The 16,424-nt window shown below is 69.7% G+C and carries 17 protein-coding genes and 1 tRNA gene; 2 read left to right on the top strand and 16 right to left on the bottom strand.

Going from position 1 to position 16,424, the window contains the following annotated elements:
* Nucleotides 1-15: 15 nt before the first annotated feature.
* Nucleotides 16-942, bottom strand: coding sequence for a PHP domain-containing protein (locus FL625_RS00905; protein WP_149586751.1), 927 nt, complete (start codon nt 940-942; stop codon nt 16-18).
* A gap of 200 nt (nt 943-1,142) precedes the next feature.
* Between FL625_RS00905 and FL625_RS00900 the strand changes: the two genes are divergently transcribed.
* Complete coding sequence (locus FL625_RS00900) at nt 1,143-1,520, top strand: ArsR/SmtB family transcription factor (RefSeq protein ID WP_235019271.1); 378 nt, start codon at nt 1,143-1,145, stop codon at nt 1,518-1,520.
* A gap of 12 nt (nt 1,521-1,532) precedes the next feature.
* Here the strand turns inward: FL625_RS00900 and FL625_RS00895 are convergent, their stop codons facing one another.
* The 8 genes from FL625_RS00895 to FL625_RS00860 form a co-directional block, all read right to left on the bottom strand.
* Nucleotides 1,533-2,273, bottom strand: coding sequence for an SDR family oxidoreductase (locus FL625_RS00895; RefSeq protein WP_149586750.1), 741 nt, complete (start codon nt 2,271-2,273; stop codon nt 1,533-1,535).
* The gene (locus FL625_RS00890; protein WP_149586749.1) at nt 2,270-4,012 is read right to left on the bottom strand and encodes a glycosyltransferase family 4 protein; all 1,743 of its coding nucleotides are present in this window, start codon (nt 4,010-4,012) and stop codon (nt 2,270-2,272) included. Before FL625_RS00890 ends, FL625_RS00895 begins: the two co-directional genes overlap by 4 nt.
* Nucleotides 3,967-4,767: a class I SAM-dependent methyltransferase gene (locus FL625_RS00885; RefSeq protein WP_149586748.1), complete on the bottom strand. Its 801-nt coding sequence runs from the start codon at nt 4,765-4,767 to the stop codon at nt 3,967-3,969. Before FL625_RS00885 ends, FL625_RS00890 begins: the two co-directional genes overlap by 46 nt.
* A 42-nt stretch (nt 4,768-4,809) precedes the next feature.
* On the bottom strand, nt 4,810-5,631 hold the full coding sequence (locus FL625_RS00880; protein WP_149586747.1) for a metal ABC transporter permease: 822 nt from the start codon (nt 5,629-5,631) through the stop codon (nt 4,810-4,812).
* Nucleotides 5,628-6,461 (bottom strand): metal ABC transporter permease, encoded by an 834-nt coding sequence (locus FL625_RS00875; RefSeq protein WP_149586746.1) that lies wholly within the window; start codon nt 6,459-6,461, stop codon nt 5,628-5,630. Before FL625_RS00875 ends, FL625_RS00880 begins: the two co-directional genes overlap by 4 nt.
* 141 nt (nt 6,462-6,602) lie before the next feature.
* Nucleotides 6,603-7,454 (bottom strand): manganese/iron ABC transporter ATP-binding protein, encoded by an 852-nt coding sequence (locus FL625_RS00870; protein ID WP_290426954.1) that lies wholly within the window; start codon nt 7,452-7,454, stop codon nt 6,603-6,605.
* A gap of 7 nt (nt 7,455-7,461) precedes the next feature.
* Nucleotides 7,462-8,352, bottom strand: coding sequence for a metal ABC transporter substrate-binding protein (locus FL625_RS00865; protein WP_149586744.1), 891 nt, complete (start codon nt 8,350-8,352; stop codon nt 7,462-7,464).
* Between the two features lie 97 nt (nt 8,353-8,449).
* Complete coding sequence (locus FL625_RS00860; RefSeq protein WP_149586743.1) at nt 8,450-9,484, bottom strand: AbrB family transcriptional regulator; 1,035 nt, start codon at nt 9,482-9,484, stop codon at nt 8,450-8,452.
* Between the two features lie 122 nt (nt 9,485-9,606).
* Here FL625_RS00860 and FL625_RS00855 point away from each other — a divergent pair, with 122 nt between their 5' ends.
* Nucleotides 9,607-11,277: a hypothetical protein gene (locus FL625_RS00855; protein WP_149586742.1), complete on the top strand. Its 1,671-nt coding sequence runs from the start codon at nt 9,607-9,609 to the stop codon at nt 11,275-11,277.
* Between the two features lie 8 nt (nt 11,278-11,285).
* On the opposite strand, the gene FL625_RS00850 is transcribed toward FL625_RS00855, so the two are convergent.
* The 7 genes from FL625_RS00850 to FL625_RS00820 all read right to left on the bottom strand — a co-directional run bounded on the left by FL625_RS00850 (nt 11,286) and on the right by FL625_RS00820 (nt 16,374).
* A tRNA-Arg gene (locus tag FL625_RS00850) sits at nt 11,286-11,362 on the bottom strand.
* Between the two features lie 50 nt (nt 11,363-11,412).
* On the bottom strand, nt 11,413-12,633 hold the full coding sequence (locus FL625_RS00845; protein ID WP_149586741.1) for a cysteine desulfurase: 1,221 nt from the start codon (nt 12,631-12,633) through the stop codon (nt 11,413-11,415).
* Entirely contained in the window at nt 12,626-13,222 is a 597-nt protein-coding gene (locus FL625_RS00840; RefSeq protein ID WP_149586740.1) for a YIP1 family protein, read from the bottom strand. The genes FL625_RS00845 and FL625_RS00840 overlap by 8 nt, the downstream gene beginning before the upstream one ends.
* The gene (locus FL625_RS00835; RefSeq protein WP_149586739.1) at nt 13,219-13,698 is read right to left on the bottom strand and encodes a YIP1 family protein; all 480 of its coding nucleotides are present in this window, start codon (nt 13,696-13,698) and stop codon (nt 13,219-13,221) included. Before FL625_RS00835 ends, FL625_RS00840 begins: the two co-directional genes overlap by 4 nt.
* Before the next feature lie 8 nt (nt 13,699-13,706).
* On the bottom strand, nt 13,707-15,002 hold the full coding sequence (gene sufD / locus FL625_RS00830; RefSeq protein ID WP_149586738.1) for a Fe-S cluster assembly protein SufD: 1,296 nt from the start codon (nt 15,000-15,002) through the stop codon (nt 13,707-13,709).
* A complete protein-coding gene (gene sufC, locus FL625_RS00825) occupies nt 15,002-15,757 on the bottom strand; it encodes a Fe-S cluster assembly ATPase SufC (protein WP_149586737.1) in 756 nt (251 codons plus the stop codon). Before sufC ends, sufD begins: the two co-directional genes overlap by 1 nt.
* A gap of 17 nt (nt 15,758-15,774) precedes the next feature.
* The gene (locus FL625_RS00820; protein WP_149587136.1) at nt 15,775-16,374 is read right to left on the bottom strand and encodes a hypothetical protein; all 600 of its coding nucleotides are present in this window, start codon (nt 16,372-16,374) and stop codon (nt 15,775-15,777) included.
* Nucleotides 16,375-16,424 lie beyond the last annotated feature (50 nt).

The raw sequence follows: 16,424 nt of genomic DNA, 5'->3' as shown, positions 1-16,424 counted from the left end.
CCCGGGCTTGTCCATTCAGCGCAGCCAGATCGGGTTCGACCAGGCGCGCTTGCCCGCCGCATCGATCACCGCGACGCGCAGCCAGGGGCTGTCGTTCAGGCGGGCAAGCGGCACCGCGGCCCGGGTCATCGAATGGCCGTGAACCGCTTTCGCGCCGGTGCCATGCCCCATCGCCACCACCGACACGGCGGCCGAACATTCCACCACCACATGGTCGCCCTCGACCACCACGTCGCGCAGTTCCGGCCCCTGCGAGGAATAGAAATCACCCCGCTTCAATGCCGCAAGCAGCGCCTCGGGCTCGTTCTCCTCGGCCTTGACCATCACCCAGCCGCCGAAATGGTCGGGCTCGGAAAAATGCGCGTCGTCGGTGGCGATCAGGTTCAGCCGGCGGCCTTCGGTCAGCAGGAGGTCGGCAATCGCCGCGCCGTCCGGGCGGTCGCAGCCGGTGGCGCAGCCGTGGTTGTAGATCTCGACCGCGTGGGCGGCGGTGATCGCGCGGGCATCGGCCAGCGTCAGGCCCGACCATTGCGGATGGGCGATGGCGACGAAGGCCCCGGCAGCGACCGCGCGCGCGGCAATCTCGGCGCCGGTTTCCTGCCCTGGCTTCGGATGGAAGTCGGGGCTGTCCGAGGGCGCGAAATCGGGCGGCAGACCGACGGCCAGGATGTGCCACAACTCGCCGTTGGCCATGGCGCCGGAATGCAGTTCGGCGCCGAGGATGGTGGTGAAGCGGTTGGTGCGGAAGGGCGTGGTATCGACTATCGGATAGCCGTAGGAGCCGATGAAATGGTCGGTCAGGGCAAGGAAATCATAGCCTTCGTCGCGATAGCGGCGGCAAACCTCTTCCGGCGGCAACACGCCATCCGAGCGGGTGGAATGGGTATGCAGGTTGCCACGCCAGAATCGGCCGGGGGCGGTGAAGGCGGAAGGGCGGGTCATGGTCTGGTCCTTTGCGCAGGATTTGCGCGTTCCTGTTAGGTCGGCACGGTGACCGGCACGGTGCCGAGGCGGTGGCCATCGGGAAGGCCTTCCCGACTTCGGCGAAACCTTGCCCGGCGATTGCGGATTGGGCAAGCCTCTGTCGAGCCGTCGTGCGCGATGTGATAGGCTGGAATTCCGTGGGCGGTCAGAGGTGAAGAATGTCGCTGGATCGTGGGCCGGCCGATGCCCGGAACCTGGGGCCGCAGGCCACTGGCAAAGGGCCTGCGGCGGGCCGGTCGCTGGCCGATTCGATGGGCCGTCATGCCGAGCCGGCGGCGGCGCTGATGAAGGCGCTGAGCCATCCGGGTCGGCTGATGATCCTGTGCCACCTCGCCGACGGCGAGAAGGCGGTGCAGGACCTCGAGGTGCTGACCGGGCAGCGGCAGGCGGCCGTCAGCCAGCAGCTGGCACGTCTGCGCATGGAAGGCATGGTCACCGCCCGACGCTCGGGCAAGGCGATCATCTACGCGCTGCGCGATGCCGAGGTGATGCGGCTTCTGTCCTGCCTGTCGCTGCTGTTCGACCGGCCGGACTGAGGCGCGCCACCGCTAGCCGCGCCCGATATAGGGCATGTCACGCGCCATGATGGTGACGAAGGGGGTGTTCACCTCGAGCGGCAGGCTGGCCATGTGCAGGACCATCCGCGCGACGTGATCCACGTCCATAACCGGCTCGACCCGGATGCTGCCGTCGGCCTGCGGCACGCCGCGGGTGAAGGCGGCGGCCATGTCGGTCAGCGCGTTGCCGATGTCGATCTGCGCGCAGGCTATGTCGAAGGCGCGGCCATCCAGGCCCAGGGTGCGGGTCAGGCCGGTCACGGCGTGTTTCGACATGGTGTAGGGCGCCGACCCGGGGCGCGGCACATGGGCCGAGATGGATCCGTTGTTGATGATCCGCCCGCCACGCGGGCTTTGTCGCCGCATCAGCCCGAAGGCCGCGCGGGCGCAGAGGAACATGCCGGTGATGTTGGTGCGGCTGACCTCCAGCCATTTGTCGACCGGGATCTCGTCGATGGGCGCGGCCGGGGCCGAGATGCCGGCGTTGTTGAACAGCACGTCCAGCCGGGGCAGCCGGGCGAAGGCCGACTCGACCTCGGCCGGGTCGCCGACATCGGCGACAAGGATGCGGGCCTTCGCCCCGTCGGCGGTTTCCTCCAGCGCCGCGCGGCGACGGCCGAGGAGGCTGACCTCCCATCCGGCGGCCAGGAAGGCGCGCGCGGTGGCGCGGCCGATGCCGGCACCCGCGCCGGTGATCAGGATCGAACGGGGGGTCGTCGCTTGGGCGGTCATGGAGCCTCCTCCAGATAATCGTATTTCAGCAACCAGAGCGCGGCACGGCCGACCACTGCGGGCGACAGGCGCAGGGCAGCGGCGATCTCGGCCTCGGTCGCGCCCTGCGGGCCGGCCGCGGCATAGGCGGCGCGCACCGCCTCGATCCGGGCCGGGTCGTCGATCAGGCGGCGGCGGAGCGCATAGTTGCGCAGGCCGAACATCTCGGCCGGAGACGGACGGTCGCCGAGTGCATGTGCGCGGAGACGGCGATCCTCGGCGGCGAAGGTCGTGGGATAGGCGGCAAACATCTCTTCGACCGCCGGCCCCACCGGCACCAGCGCCGGCCCGCGCGGGGCAATCCCGGCAGCGCCCTTTGCCCGGGCGTGGGCCAGCATCGCCCGCTGTTCGCCCCAGAGCGCCTGATACTGCGGGATCACCCCGCGCCAGTCGTAGAGCGACCGGGCCCGCGCCCGCCCCGCGGCGCCCATGCGGGCGCGCAGGTCTGGGTCGAGCGCCAGCCGCACCAGCGCCCGCGCGAAGGCGCCCACATCCATGCGGGTCAGGGCAGAGATCTGGCTGAGGTATTGCACATAGGAATCCGTCCCGCCGACGAACCGCTGGCTGACATAGCCCGAGAGCCCCGCCCGCGGCAGTTCGGTCGGCACGCGGATCCCGACCTCGGGCGTCACCGTGTCCTTCATCCCGTCCCAGTCGGTCACGATCACCGGCAGGCCTGCCGCCATCGCCTCGATGGGGGCGAGGCCGAAGGTTTCCTGCAGGTTGTCGATCGGAAAGACGAAGATGTCGCCCCCCGAGAGCGTGGCCTTGCGGTCGTCGGGGTTGCCGCCGTCCAGCAGGCGATAGCCGCAGGAGGGCATCAGCCGGGCCGCGGCCCGGGCATAGATGTCCTGCCAGGCCTCTTCGCTGAACTGGCCGCAGAGAACGAGGTGCAGCCTGCCGCCGCCCCGGGCACGGACTTCGCCCGCGGCCTGTTCCATGGCCAGGAACAGAGGCAGCGGGTCGAACTTCTCGTCCGGGGTAAGGCGTGCGATGGTGACGGCGACCACGTCGCCGGGTGCGGCACCGATCCGCGCGCGCATCGCCTGCCCCAGCGCCGGGTCGGGCTGGAAATCGTCGCAGACGATGCCCAGCGGAATCACCGGCAACAGGGGCCGCGCCGGCAGGGTGGCGCCGGGGAAGCGTTCGGCAAGGTGGGCCTCGGCCAGTTCCATCAGGCGGCGGATCGAGGCCTGCACGGCCTGAGAGGTGCAGATGACAGCATCCCAGGGCATCTGCGGCGCCGAGCGCAGATCAAAGATCGTCTGCATGACATTCTTCGTCGCGGTGGTATGGGTTACACCGCACAGCGCCCAGGCCGCCGCCCCATGCACCGACCGGCGCCAGCATTCCGACGCGCTGATCGGGGCGGGATAATGCAGCACCTCGACCGGCGCCATGGCAGCCGGCGCATCCAGCCTGACCGCGCGCAGGGGCCGCGTCACGCCCGCGGCGCGCGCCATCCCGGCGAAGGTGGCGTGGTCGCCCTGCGCATGGGCGATCGAGACGAACTCGTCCACCCTGCCATGCGCGAAAAAGCCGCGCAGGAAACTTTCGCCCGCGACGCGGCGGCCGTTGATGCCCCTGCGGACCGGATCATAGCCGTCGGTCGTGAACCAGATCGCCGCATTGGCGGCAGGGGTCTGATCGGGCATCAGCGGCGTTCCATCCAGAGCCAGGGCGTGGGCGCGGCGCGCCATTCCCACAACAGGAGCAGGCGGTCGAGGTCCGACAGCGTCTCGGCCCAGTCGGGCAGGAGATCGGGACGCAAGCTGCGGTCGATCCGGGTGATCCGGTGGGTGCCCGCGAAGCGGTCGGTCAGAAGCGCAAGGAGGCCCGGGCGCATGCCCTCATGCACCTCGACCAGCAGGTCGGCCTCGGCCAGCGCCGGGGCGCGGGCTGGGTCGAGCAGCTCGGCCTCGGCGCCCTCGATGTCGCAAAGGACAAAGGTCGGACCTTCGGCGCAGAGCGCGAGGTCGGCATGGGTCACTTCCCCGCCGATTTGGAGCCGGTCCTCGACCCCGTTCGCGCGGGCAAGCTGCCCGCAGAGGTCGCGCGCGGCGGGGTTCGTGTCGCGGGCATGGATCAGGGCGGCGGGCATGCGGCGGGCAAGGCCCACGGCGTAGTAGCCTTCGGCCGAACCGATGTCGATCACGCCGGCGTAGCCGCGGGCGATGACGGTTTCGATGACCGGGTGGAGGCTTGCCTCGTAAAGCCCGAGCAGCCGCGGGGCGCGGCCTCCCTCGGCGGCGGCGACGGGATAGAGCATGCCGGCGAAGGGGCCATGGGCGACCCGACCGCCGCCTCGCTGGAGGAGGGTATTCGCCAGCACGATCGAGCGCCATTTCGCCAGCTGGCGCAGCTGCGCCTCCAGCCGCGCGGGCCCCGGCGGCAGGGCGGCAAGCCGGGCGAGCTGGGCGTCGATCGCCCGGGTCATGGGGGTCGGTCCGGTCATCGTCCCATGGGTAAGGGCTGGCCGGGCCGGCGGCAAGCCGGATCAGGCGGTGCGGGCGCGGATCGTCCGGTAGAGGAAGGCAAGCAGGAACATCCCCGTCAGGATCAGGATCACCGTCGGCGCCGGGGCGGAGTCGAGATGGAAGCTGGTCCAGACGCCCAGGATCATCGCGGCAAGGCAGATCACGGTGGCCAGGATCAGCATGGCCCCGAAGCTGCGCGCCAGAAGGAAGGCGATTGCCCCCGGCGCGATCAGAAGGCCGATGGCCAGGATCAGGCCGACCGAGGAGAGCGTGGCGACGATGGTCAGCGCCAGCATCGCGAGGAGCCCATAGTGCAGGATCCGGGTCGGCAGGCCCGAGACCTGCGCCTGGGCAGGGTCGAAGGCATGCAGCATCAGGTCGCGCCATTTCAGCGCCAGGATCAGCGTTACGGGCCCCGCGATGGCTGCCGAGGTCAGGAGATCCTGCCGCCCCACCCCCAGCATGTTGCCGAACAGGATGTGGTCGAGGTGCATCTCGGTCGGGATGGCGGTGAACAGCACGATCCCGGCCGCGAACATGCCGGAGAACACCACTCCCATCGCCGTGTCGCGCTTGATCCGGCTGTTGTCGGCCAGCCAGCCGGTCATCAGCGCCGCGCCGAGACCGGCGGCGAAGGCCCCGAGCAGGAGCGGCAGGCCGGCGAGCCAGGCCAGGACGATGCCGGGCAGCACCGCATGGCTGACCGCGTCGCCCATCAGCGCCCAGCCCTTCAGCACGAGAAAGCAGGACAACAGCGCCGCCGGCGGCGCCACGATCAGCGCGATCCAGAAGGCGTTCTGCATGAACGGGAACTGGAAGGGTTGCACAAGCGCGTCGATCATGCCGCCCTCGCCCGCGCCCGCGCCGCCAGCAGCCCGTGCTTCGGGGCGAAGAGGAAGGCCAGCCCGAAGAGGAAGCTCTGGAGAAGCACGATGACGCCCCCGGTGGCGCCGTCGAGGAAGTAGGAGATGTAGGCGCCGCTGAAGCCCGTCGCCGCGCCGATCCCGGCGGAAAGGGCCAGCAGGCGCGGGAAGCGGTCGGTCAGAAGATAGGCCGTGGCACCCGGGGTGACGACCATGGCAACGACGAGGAAGGCCCCCACCGTCTGCATCGCGGCCACGGTCGAGGCCGAGAGCAGGGTGAAGAACACCAGTTTCAGCAGTTCGGGGCGCAGGCCGATGGTGCGGGCGTGGGCCTCGTCGAAGAAGGTGACCATCAGATCCTTCCAGAGCACGAGGAGGACCACGGCCGAGACGGCTCCGATCAGCACCAGTTGCAGCGTGTCGGCGGGCGAGATCGCCAGCACGTTGCCCATCACGATGGTCTGCACCGAAACTCCGGTCGGGAAGATCGAGATCAGGAACAGGCCGAGGCCGAAGAACGAGGTGAAGATCAGCCCGATCACCGTGTCGGTCTTCAGCCCGGTGCGCCCGGACAGGAACAGCATGGCCCCGGCGGCAAGGCCCCCGGAGAGGAAGGCGCCGAGCGCGAAGGGCAGTCCGAGGATGTAGGCTCCGGCGACGCCGGGGACGACGGAGTGCGAGAGCGCGTCGCCGATCAGCGACCATCCCTTCAGCATGAGATAGGCCGACAGAAAGCCGCAGACCCCGCCGACGAGGGCGGAGACCCACATCGCATTGGTCATGTAGGCATAGGCGAAGGGCTCAAGCATGGCCAGGCGCTCGCGGGCCGGGGCAGCTATCAGATTGCGCGCCTTGCGGCGCAAGCCTTGTCTCTCGCCTCCGGGCCTGCGGCCCAACCGGCTCGGCACGGCCTCCGGCGGGAGTATTTGGGCAAAGGGCAAATGCGGGGGTCATGTCGCGCCCTTCCGGCCATACTGGACGAAGGGGCGTTCGTCGTCGGTCAGGATCGAGACCTCGCGGCTGTCGTCATCGTCGTGCAGGTCGCTGCCGCCGAGCGTGAAGTGGCGCAGCACTCCGCCGAAGGCGCGTTCCAGGTTGGCGCGGGTGAAGGTGGTCTCGGTCGGGCCATGGGCGAGGACCGTGCCCTTCACCAGCACGGTACGGTCGCAGAAATCGGGCACCGAGCCGAGGTTGTGGGTCGAGACCAGCATCACATGCCCCTCGTCTCGCAAGTCGCGCAGGAGGGCGATGATCTGTTCCTCGGTCGTGACATCGACGCCGGTGAAGGGTTCGTCGAGAAGGATGATCCGCCCCTCTTGCGCCAGGGCCCGGGCGAGAAAGACGCGCTTCTTCTGGCCGCCGGACAATTCGCCGATCTGGCGGTGGCGGAGGTCTGAGAGGCCGACCCGCGCGAGCGCCTGGTCAACCTTGGCGCGGTCGGTGGCCGAGGGACGGCGCAGGATCCCCATGTGGCCGTAGCGGCCCATCATCACCACGTCCTCGACGAGGACCGGGAAGGACCAGTCCACCTCCTCGGCCTGGGGAACGTAGGCCACGAGGTTGCGCCGCAGCGCCTCGCGCACGGGCAGGCCGAGAAGGCGGATCGTGCCGCGCGCGAGCGGCACGAAGCCCATGATCGCCTTGAAGAGCGTGGACTTGCCCGCCCCGTTCACCCCCACCAGCGCGGTGATGGTGCCGGTCGGGATGGCGAAGCTGGCGTCGGTCAGGGCGGTCAGACCGTTGCGGTAGGTGACGGTGACGCCCTCGGCGAAGATGCCCTCGGTCGCGGAGATGTCGCGCATCATGCCCTCAGTTCCCGGCGGTCAGGCCCCGGACGATGGTTTCGGTCGTGACCCGCAGGAGGTCGAGATAGGTCGGCACCGGCCCCTCGGGGGCCGAGAGGCTGTCGACGTAGAGCACCCCGCCAAAGGCCGCCCCGGTTTCGCGGGCGACCTGTTCGGCCGGGTCGGAGGGCACGGTGCTTTCGCAGAACACGGCCGGAATGGCGTGCGCGCGCACGCCGTCGATCACCGCGCGAACCTGCCGCGGTGTCCCCTGCTGGTCGGCGTTGATCGGCCAGAGGTAAAGCTCCTTCAGCCCCAGGTCGCGGGCAAGGTAGCTGAAGGCGCCCTCGCAGGTGACGAGCCAGCGGCGGTCTTCCGGCAGGGCGGCGATCTGGGCCTTCAGCGGCTCGAGCGCGGCGCGCAGCCGGTCCTTGTAGGCGGCGGCATTGGCGGCATAGGTCGCGGCATTCTCCGGGTCGATGCCCGAAAGCGCCTTGGCGATGTTGTCAACGTAGATGAGGGCGTTGTCCACGCTCATCCAGGCATGGGGGTTGGGGCGCCCGTCATAGTCGCCCCCGGTGATCGAGATCGGCTCGATCCCGTCGCTGAGTGTGGCCGAGGGGACCTCGCCGAGGTTCGACAGGAACTGCTCGAACCAGCGTTCGAGGCCGAGGCCGTTGCGCAGCACCAGATCGGCGTCGGAGGCGCCGACGATGTCGCGGGGCGTGGGCTCATAGCCGTGGATCTCGGCCCCCGGCTTGGTGACCGAGACGACCTCCACCCCCTCGCCCGCGACGTTGCGGGCCATGTCGGCGATGACGGTGAAGGTGGTGACGACCTTGAGCGGAGACTCGGCAAGGGCCGGCAGAGGGGCCAGCGCCAGAACGGCCAGTAGCAGAGGGCGAAGCGAGGGCATGATGATCCCGAGGGTCAGGCTGCATTAGAATGTAAATGAGAAGCATTTGCAAGAAGGCAAGGGTCCGGCCCGACGATCAGCTCGGCAGGCCGTGGCTTCAGGCCCGGTCGGGCAGCAGGCGGGCTGCCATGGGCGCCAGCACGATCACGACGAGGATGCGCACCACATGGTGCAGCGCGACGAAGGCCACGTCCGCCTGGATGGCGAGCGCGATGAGCCCCATCTCGGTCAACCCGCCGGGGGCGAGCGAGAGCAGCGCCTGGTCGAGGCCGACCCCTGCCCCGGCCCGCATCGCCAGCCCGGCGACCAGAGCAAGCGCGAGCGTCAACACCGTGGCGCCAAGGCTGAGGAGCCCCGCCCGGGCCAGCAACGCCGGCGCGATCCCGACGAACCGGCACCCGAGGATCGTGCCGAGCAGCACCTGCGCGGCGACGACCAGCGGGGGCGGCGGCGCGCTTTCGGTCAGCCCGGTCACATGGACGAGCGCCGAGAGGATCAGCGGGCCGAGGAAGGTCGGCGCGGGCAGGCGCAGGCGGATGCCGAGAGCCGCGCCAAGGAGCGCCGACCCGGCCAGAAGCGCGATGTCGGCGATCCCGAGCGGGCCGCCTGCGGTCGGCACGGTCCGGCCGACATCATGGCCGAGGACCACGCGGAACAGGAAGGCCATCAGTGCGATGGTCACGACGATGCGCAGCGAATGGGCCAGCACGATCGCCGGCACATCCGCGCCGCGGGCCTCGCCGAACTCGATCATCTCGGACAGCCCGCCCGGCATGCCGGCGAAATAGGCCGTGGTCCAGTCCTGCCTTCCGACCAGCCGGTAGAAGGGCACGACAACGGCAGCGACGGCGACGAGATAGACGAGGAGGATCGCCAGCGTCTGCGCGGTCTGCCCGGCCTGACCGAGGATCTCGGGCGTGAAGCGAGAGCCGAGCAGCACGCCGATCACGGCGACGATGGCCGGGCGCAGACCCACCGGTCCCCGGATGGGTGCCCCGGCCACCGCAGCGGTCATGGTGGCGAAGAGCGCCCCCAGCATCCATGGCAGGGGCAGCGACAGCAGGTAGAACACCGCCCCGCCCAGGCTGCCCAGGGCAAGACCGGCGAGCAGGGCCAGGGGGGGGCGCGGCATGTCAGTCCTCTTCGTCGCGGACCAGACTGCAAAGTGCGGCGACTTTCAAGCCGGTGCCGGGGCATGGCCGTTGACAGGCGGCGCTTGCGCTGGAACGCTTGCCCGGGTTCCGAGGAGTTCCGATGCGCCTGACTCCGTTCATTGCCGCCGTCCTGCTGCCTGCCCTGCCGGCCCGGGCCGAGGTGGGGGACTGTTCGGCGCCGGGCTATCTGGCCGCCTTCGCCGATGCGCCGACGGCCCGCGATCTGACCTGTGTGGAACTGTTCCGCTTCGAGGTGCCGACACCGGATGGCCCGCGCCTGATCCGCGGCATCGCGGATGCGGCGGCGGACTGGGCGGTGCCGCCGGCACTGGCGGCCGAGGTCGAACGCGGCGCGCGGCTGGCCGGGCAGGCCTTTGCCGGGCTGGGCCGGTTCCGGGTCGAGGACATCACGATCCTGGTCCTGGACGATGTGCACCCCGGCACCGACCTGTCCCACCACGGCAGCGGCGCGGCCGAGGTGCTGGGCGTCACCCTTGGCACGCCCGACCCGGCACGGGGGGCGGAATGTCTGATCACGCTCTACGGGCTGGCCGGGGCGGCGACGGACGGCTCGATGCCGGTGACGGTGGCGCACGAGATCTTCCACTGCGTGCAGGCGGCGACCTATGCCGGACCGAAATACGACAGTTACACCTCTGGCGGCGCCTGGTGGATCGAGGGCGCGGCCGAGGCCTTCGCCGCCGCGGCCATTCCCGAAAGTGCCCCCTACACCGACCGGGGCGGCGCCTTCGACGCGGCGGTCGAGGCACGGGTGGCGCTGAACGACATGGCGCATGAGGCGGTGCATTTCTTCTACTGGCTGATGCAGGGCCGGGGCGGGCTGGCGGCACTGATGCCCTTTCAGGAGGCCATGGCCGATGCCGGCGGCGCGGCGGCCCAGCAGGCGGCGATGCGCGCCGCAATGCCGGCAGGCGACTGGCAGGACTTTGCCGAGGCCTACGCCGATGGCCGGATCCGCCATCCGCAGGGCGGCGCGCTGGCCTCGACCCCGCCCGAGGGCACGGTGCTGGACATCTCGGCGGCCGGACGGCACGCGCTGCCGATGGATGCCTTCACCCTGACGCTGGGCCGGGCGGACTATGCCTGCGGGGTCTGGGGCAACCAGCCCCGACCTGCCCCGCCGGGCCTGACCTGGAAGGCCGAGGGCGACTGGGGCGCCCTGCCCGAGGAACTCGACACCCGCGAGGGCGGCGCGGCGGCCGCGTGGCGGCTGGCGGCACTGCCGGTCGAAGCGGCCGATGGCGGGCTGACGGCAGAGCGACGGCGCAGCTGCGCGCCCTGCCTGGGGTCGGACGCGCTGGACGCGTGCCTGGTCGGCACCTGGGAGATGACGGGCGGCGGCCCGGCGGAATGGATGCGCGCGCAAGGCTTTGCCGCACGGGCGGAGCATGCGGGCGATCGCCACGTCAGCTTTCGCGGCGACGGGGTGTTCGGCACCTCGTCCTTCCGGGTCTCGTTGACAGAGGACCGCCGCGACATCCTGTGGGAGGGCGAGGGCACGCTCACCGGGGCCATGGGCGGCTGGTCGGCCGAGGGGGGGCAGCTGAACCTCTGCACCGAGGCGGGGGGCGGAATGACCGGCCGGGTCAGGGGCAACATGCCCGAGGGCAGCGGCGAGTTGCCGGCCGGTGCCCCGCCTGGCGGGTCGATGTCGCTGCGCTACGTCTGCACCGGCGACAGCCTGCAGACAATCCTGCCGATGCGCGGCCTGCCCGACATGGTGACGGACTACCACCGGATTTCCGACTGAAAGGGAACTGGCGCACCCGACAGGATTCGAACCTGTGACCTCTGCCTTCGGAGGGCAGCACTCTATCCAGCTGAGCTACGGGTGCCTGCGCCGTCCTTAGCGGATGGCGCGGGGGGTTTCAATGGCGGACCGACGTCACGCGAAAAGTTCGTGGGCAAGCTCGAGCGCCGAGACCAGCGCGTCCACCTCCTCGACCGTGTTGTAAAGCCCGAAGGAGGCCCGGCACGAGGCAGTGATGCCCAGATGCTCCATCAGCGGCATGGCGCAATGGGTGCCCGCGCGCACGGCGATGCCGCGCTTGTCGAGGATGGTCGAGATGTCGTGGGCATGGGCCGCGCCCTGCAGGGTGAAGCTGAAGATCGCCCCCTTCGTCGCCGAATTCCCCTGCACGTTCAGCCAGTTGAGCCCCGAAAGCCGCGCGCGGGCATAGTCGCGCAAGGTCCGTTCATGCGCGGCGATGTTGGCCATGCCGAGGCCCATCAGATAGTCCAGCGCCACGCCGAGACCGATCTGCTGCACGATGCCGGGGGTTCCGGCCTCGAACTTCATCGGGGGATCGTTCCAGGTGACGCTGTCGCGCGTGACCTCGCGGATCATGTCGCCGCCGCCGAGGAAGGGGCGCATCTCGGCCTGGCGTTCTCGGCGGATGAAGATCGCCCCGGAACCGCTTGGCCCGTATAGCTTGTGCCCGGTCACGGCATAGAAATCGCAGCCGATGGCCTGGACATCGACCGGCATGTGGACGGCGGCCTGCGACCCGTCCACCAGGACCGGCACGCCCTTTTCCCGCGCGCCGCGGCAGATCGCGGCCACATCGACCACGGTGCCGAGCACGTTCGACATGTGGGTGACGGCGACAAGCTTCGTCTTCGGCCCGATGGCCGCCAGCACCGCCTGCGGATCGAGGTCGCCGTTGGCATCGACCTCGACCCATTTCAGCACCACCCCCTGCCGTTCGCGCAGGAAATGCCAGGGGACGATGTTGGCGTGATGCTCCATCACCGACAGCACGATCTCGTCGCCCGGCCCGAGGCGCGGGGCCGCCCAGGCGTAGGAGACCAGGTTGATCCCTTCCGTCGTGCCGGTGGTGAAGACGATCTCTTCGTCCGACCGGGCGTTCAGGAAGCGGGCGATGATGCCGCGGGTGGCCTCGTATTTCTCGGTGGCGAGGTTCGACAGATAGTGCAACCCGCGATGGACATTGGCGTATTCGTGGGAATAGGCCCGCGTCACCGCGTCGATCACCACCTGCGGCTTCTGCGCCGAGGCGCCGTTGTCCAGGTAGACCAGGGGCTTGCCGTTCACCTCCCGAGACAGGATCGGGAAATCGGCGCGGATCTTCTGAATGTCATACATCGGGGATGAAGGCCTCCGGCCCGACGATCAGCATGGCCGCCAGCCCCAGGACCATCCCGGCGGCGAAGGCGGTGACGACCATGCCCAGGAACACCTTCCCGCGCGAGGCAAATCCGTGCAGTTCGGCGATGAAGCAGGTCATCAGCCACAGGAAGAGGACAAAGCCGGCCAGCCCGATCAGCCCGCCCAGCGGCGGGATCAGGATGCCCGCAACCAGTTGCAGCGCCTGCACGACCAGCATCAGCACTTGCAGCCAGACGACGACGAGGAGCGAGTCGGCAAAGGAGCCGCGTCCGCCGAAGGCCCGGCCGACCCGGTGGATCAGGAACACGGACAGCGCAAGAAAGACCCATTGCACCACCGCCGCGCGGAAGGGGCTGGCCAGCATGAAGGCGCTGATCGGGTCCATCGGCTGGGGGTTCAGCCCCAGTTGCAGGCTGGCGAGAAGCGCCGAGACCACCGCGACCAGGAGAAGGCCCGCGGTCCGCGCCGGCATCGGCACGCCCTCGGACAGAAGCGCGCGGGTGGCGGCGCGGGGATCCTCCAGCGTCAGCCGCGCGAGCTGGATCAGGCGGTCGGTCAGGGTCATCCGCGTTCGGCCTCGTGCAGAAGCGTGGCCCAGAGCCACAGGAAGGCCAGGCCGACGATCAGCCTGACCGCGTTAAGGGCCGGACCGGGGCCGATCATCCCCGCGACCAGCCCCTGCAACAGGATCAGCGGGCCAACGCAGGCCAGCGCCCAGAACAGCGCCACCCGCGCGCCATACCAGGAGCCCTGCCCGCCCATCGCGCGCGCGGCCAGATGGCCGAGTGCCGCGAGCCCGTAAAGGAAAGGGATCGCCGCCAGAAGGCCATAGGCCGTGGGCAGGATGCGCGGCCAGGCCGAGGGCTCGCCGGCCAGAAAGGCCGCGCGCGCGGCGCCGGGCCACTGGCCGATGAAGGCAAGGATCAGGAACACGAGGAGAAGCGACAGCGCGAACGGCTCTGACTGGCCCCGCGCCAGAAGCTGGCGCAGGACCTGGCGCGGGCGGGCCCAGGTGGCCACCAGATCGGTCGTGACCGCCATCCGCCGCCCTACCCCCTGGACCCGTGCCGCGCGAGCCAGCGTTCCAGCCGGGCTCGGATGTCCTCGGCGATGGTCTCGTCGGCCACCTCGTCGATCGCCTCGGCGAGGAAGGCCAGCACCAGCAGCGCCTGCGCCGTCCGCCGCGGCACGCCGCGCGACTGCAGGTAGAAGAGCGCGGTCTCGTCGATCGCGCCGCTGGTCGAGCCGTGGCTGCACTTCACGTCGTCGGCGTAGATTTCCAGCTCGGGCTTGGCGAGGAACTGGCTGTCCTCGTCCAGAAGGAGGCTCTGGCTGATCTGGTAGCCGTCGGTCTTCTGCGCGCCCGGCTTGACCAGGATCTTGCCCTGGAAGACGCCGACGGCCCCGTTCATCAGCACCTTCTTGAACACCTGCCGGCTTTCGCAAGCCTCGGCGGCATGGGTGATGAACACGGTGTCGTCGTGGTGGAAATCGCCATCCCCGACCGCCGCCCCGGCGACATGGGCGCGCGCCTCGGCGCCGGCGAGCTCCACCACCGCCTCGTTCCGCGTCAGCCGGCCGTTCGCCGTCAGCGTGAAGGACCGGAACTCCGCCCCCGCGCCCAGCCGGGCGAAGATGTGGGTCACCGCGCGGCGTTCGTGGTCGCGGCCCTGAAGGCGGATGTGGTGGAACCGGGCGCCCTCGGCGACCTCGACCTCCAGCACCTTGGAAAACCGCGCCGCCGCCGGGCCGTTTTCCAGAAGCGTCAGCTCGGCGCCCGGGTCGAGCTTCACGCAATGGTGCAGGATCGCGTCCGAAGTCTCTGCTTCATGGACATAAACCAGCGAAACAGGCTTGGCCGCCCGTCCGGTGACATGGATCAGCACCCCGTCGCTCGCGAACCCCGTGTTCAGCGCCGCGAAGGGGCGGGCGACCGGGGTCTGGCCCCGCGCCTCGAGCACGCCGTAAAGGCCCTGCGCCCAGTGGATGTCGCGCCTTCCCGCCTCGGCCAGCCGCTCGATGGTGACGCCGGCGAGCGCCGGGTCGTCCGAGGCCGCCGCATCGAACACGCCATCGACGAAGACCAGCCTCACCCGGTCGATCCCGTCGAAGGGCGCCGCCTCGTCCGAGGCATCGAAGCGCCGCGCCACCGGGGCCTCGGGCGCGTTCAGGCTGGCGGGGTCGGTATAGCGCCAGTATTCGTCGCGCCGCCCGGGCAAGCCCATCGCGGAAAGCCGCGCCAGCGCCTCGGAGCGCGCGGCGGCAAGCCAGCCCTTGCCCTCGACCGCCGGCAGGGCCGCCAGCCGCGCGGCCAGGGCATCTTCCTTCGCCTTCGGCAGCGCCATCAGCCCACCTCGTTCAGGATGTCGGCATAGCCGTTCTGTTCGACCTCGAGCGCCAGGTCCGGTCCTCCGGTCCTGACGATGCGACCGCCCGCCATGATGTGCACGACATCGGGTTTGATATGGTCCAGAAGCCGCTGGTAATGCGTGATGACGAGGAAGGACCGTTTGCCGTCGCGCAGCGCGTTCACCCCGTCCGAGACCAGCTTCATCGCATCCACGTCGAGGCCAGAGTCGGTTTCGTCCAGGATGCACATGCGGGGTTCCAGCATGGCCATCTGCAGGATCTCGTTGCGCTTCTTCTCGCCACCGGAAAAGCCCACGTTGACCGGGCGCTTCAGCATCTCGGCGTCGATCTTCAGGGTCTTGGCCTTCTCGCGCACGATCTTCAGGAAATCACCCGCGCTCAGTTCCTCTTCCCCGCGCGCCTTCCTCTGCGCGTTCACTGCCGTGCGCAGGAAGGTCATGTTGCCGACGCCGGGAATTTCCACCGGATACTGGAAGGCCAGGAACAGGCCCGCCGCGGCGCGCTCCTCGGGCTCCATCTCCAAGAGTTCCTGCCCGTCGAGCGTGGCCGAGCCCTCGGTCACCTCATAGCCGTCGCGGCCCGACAGGACATAGGACAGGGTGGACTTGCCCGAGCCGTTCGGCCCCATGATCGCGTGCACCTCTCCCGGGCCAATCTTCAGATCGACCCCGCGCAGGATCACCTTGTCCTCTTCCTCAAGTTTGACGTGCAGGTTCTTGATTTCAAGCATCTTTCTATCCTTCTGCCTCAGCGCGGATCGGTGAACCAGCCGATGGCCTCTGTGACCATCTCGGACGGGATCGCGCCGGGGGTGACGGTGAAGCGGGCCATGCGGCCCACCAGTTCCTCCAGCCGCGCCAGCCGTTCCACGCCGTGGTAGTAGCGGCGGCGCGCATAGTCGTCGAAAAGCACGCTGACGGGCCGGGTCGTGCGCAGCATCACCGCCACGAGGCAGGCGCAGCGGAAACGGCCGTCGATCAGCACGAGGTCGGGCTGCACGAAATCCGGCCGGTCCCAGACCGACAGCGCATAGCCATGAAACTTGCGGTGCTCGCGCGATTTCAGCGGCGCGCCCCAGTCCCCGGTCGGGCCGATGTCGGCCCAATGCACCTGCACCCGGTCCGAGATCGGCGCGACATGCCCGGCCAGCCGCGCCGCCCAGTCGCGGTCGCTTTCCACCGAAAAGACCCGGGCGCCAAGCTCGGCCGCAAGCACGGTGGACCCGCCGCTGCCGTATTCCAGGATCGTCCCGGCACCGGCATAGGCGCGGGCGAGGAATTCGGCCTCGGCATCGTCGAAGGTCAGCTCGAAACCCGGTGCGCCCTCGTCCCCATCGGCATCCTGCATGCGCGCGTCCCCCGCAAGGATCGTCCCGTCCCCGGCCCGGCAGACCTGCG

The sequence above is a fragment of the Tabrizicola flagellatus genome, from assembly GCF_008271465.1.
Lineage (GTDB): Bacteria > Pseudomonadota > Alphaproteobacteria > Rhodobacterales > Rhodobacteraceae > Tabrizicola > Tabrizicola flagellata.
Note: the sequence above shows the minus strand (reverse complement) of the source record. Positions and strands in the feature narration are given on the sequence as shown.

Coding starts and splice junctions, on each gene's coding strand:
- FL625_RS00905 (WP_149586751.1), bottom strand. CDS start 942: ATGACCCGCCCTTCCGCCTTCACCGCCCCCGGCCGATTCTGGCGTGGC.
- FL625_RS00900 (WP_235019271.1), top strand. CDS start 1,143: ATGTCGCTGGATCGTGGGCCGGCCGATGCCCGGAACCTGGGGCCGCAG.
- FL625_RS00895 (WP_149586750.1), bottom strand. CDS start 2,273: ATGACCGCCCAAGCGACGACCCCCCGTTCGATCCTGATCACCGGCGCG.
- FL625_RS00890 (WP_149586749.1), bottom strand. CDS start 4,012: ATGGCGCGCCGCGCCCACGCCCTGGCTCTGGATGGAACGCCGCTGATG.
- FL625_RS00885 (WP_149586748.1), bottom strand. CDS start 4,767: ATGACCGGACCGACCCCCATGACCCGGGCGATCGACGCCCAGCTCGCC.
- FL625_RS00880 (WP_149586747.1), bottom strand. CDS start 5,631: ATGATCGACGCGCTTGTGCAACCCTTCCAGTTCCCGTTCATGCAGAAC.
- FL625_RS00875 (WP_149586746.1), bottom strand. CDS start 6,461: ATGCTTGAGCCCTTCGCCTATGCCTACATGACCAATGCGATGTGGGTC.
- FL625_RS00870 (WP_290426954.1), bottom strand. CDS start 7,454: ATGCGCGACATCTCCGCGACCGAGGGCATCTTCGCCGAGGGCGTCACC.
- FL625_RS00865 (WP_149586744.1), bottom strand. CDS start 8,352: ATGCCCTCGCTTCGCCCTCTGCTACTGGCCGTTCTGGCGCTGGCCCCT.
- FL625_RS00860 (WP_149586743.1), bottom strand. CDS start 9,484: ATGCCGCGCCCCCCCCTGGCCCTGCTCGCCGGTCTTGCCCTGGGCAGC.
- FL625_RS00855 (WP_149586742.1), top strand. CDS start 9,607: ATGCGCCTGACTCCGTTCATTGCCGCCGTCCTGCTGCCTGCCCTGCCG.
- FL625_RS00845 (WP_149586741.1), bottom strand. CDS start 12,633: ATGTATGACATTCAGAAGATCCGCGCCGATTTCCCGATCCTGTCTCGG.
- FL625_RS00840 (WP_149586740.1), bottom strand. CDS start 13,222: ATGACCCTGACCGACCGCCTGATCCAGCTCGCGCGGCTGACGCTGGAG.
- FL625_RS00835 (WP_149586739.1), bottom strand. CDS start 13,698: ATGGCGGTCACGACCGATCTGGTGGCCACCTGGGCCCGCCCGCGCCAG.
- sufD (WP_149586738.1), bottom strand. CDS start 15,002: ATGGCGCTGCCGAAGGCGAAGGAAGATGCCCTGGCCGCGCGGCTGGCG.
- sufC (WP_149586737.1), bottom strand. CDS start 15,757: ATGCTTGAAATCAAGAACCTGCACGTCAAACTTGAGGAAGAGGACAAG.
- FL625_RS00820 (WP_149587136.1), bottom strand. CDS start 16,374: ATGCAGGATGCCGATGGGGACGAGGGCGCACCGGGTTTCGAGCTGACC.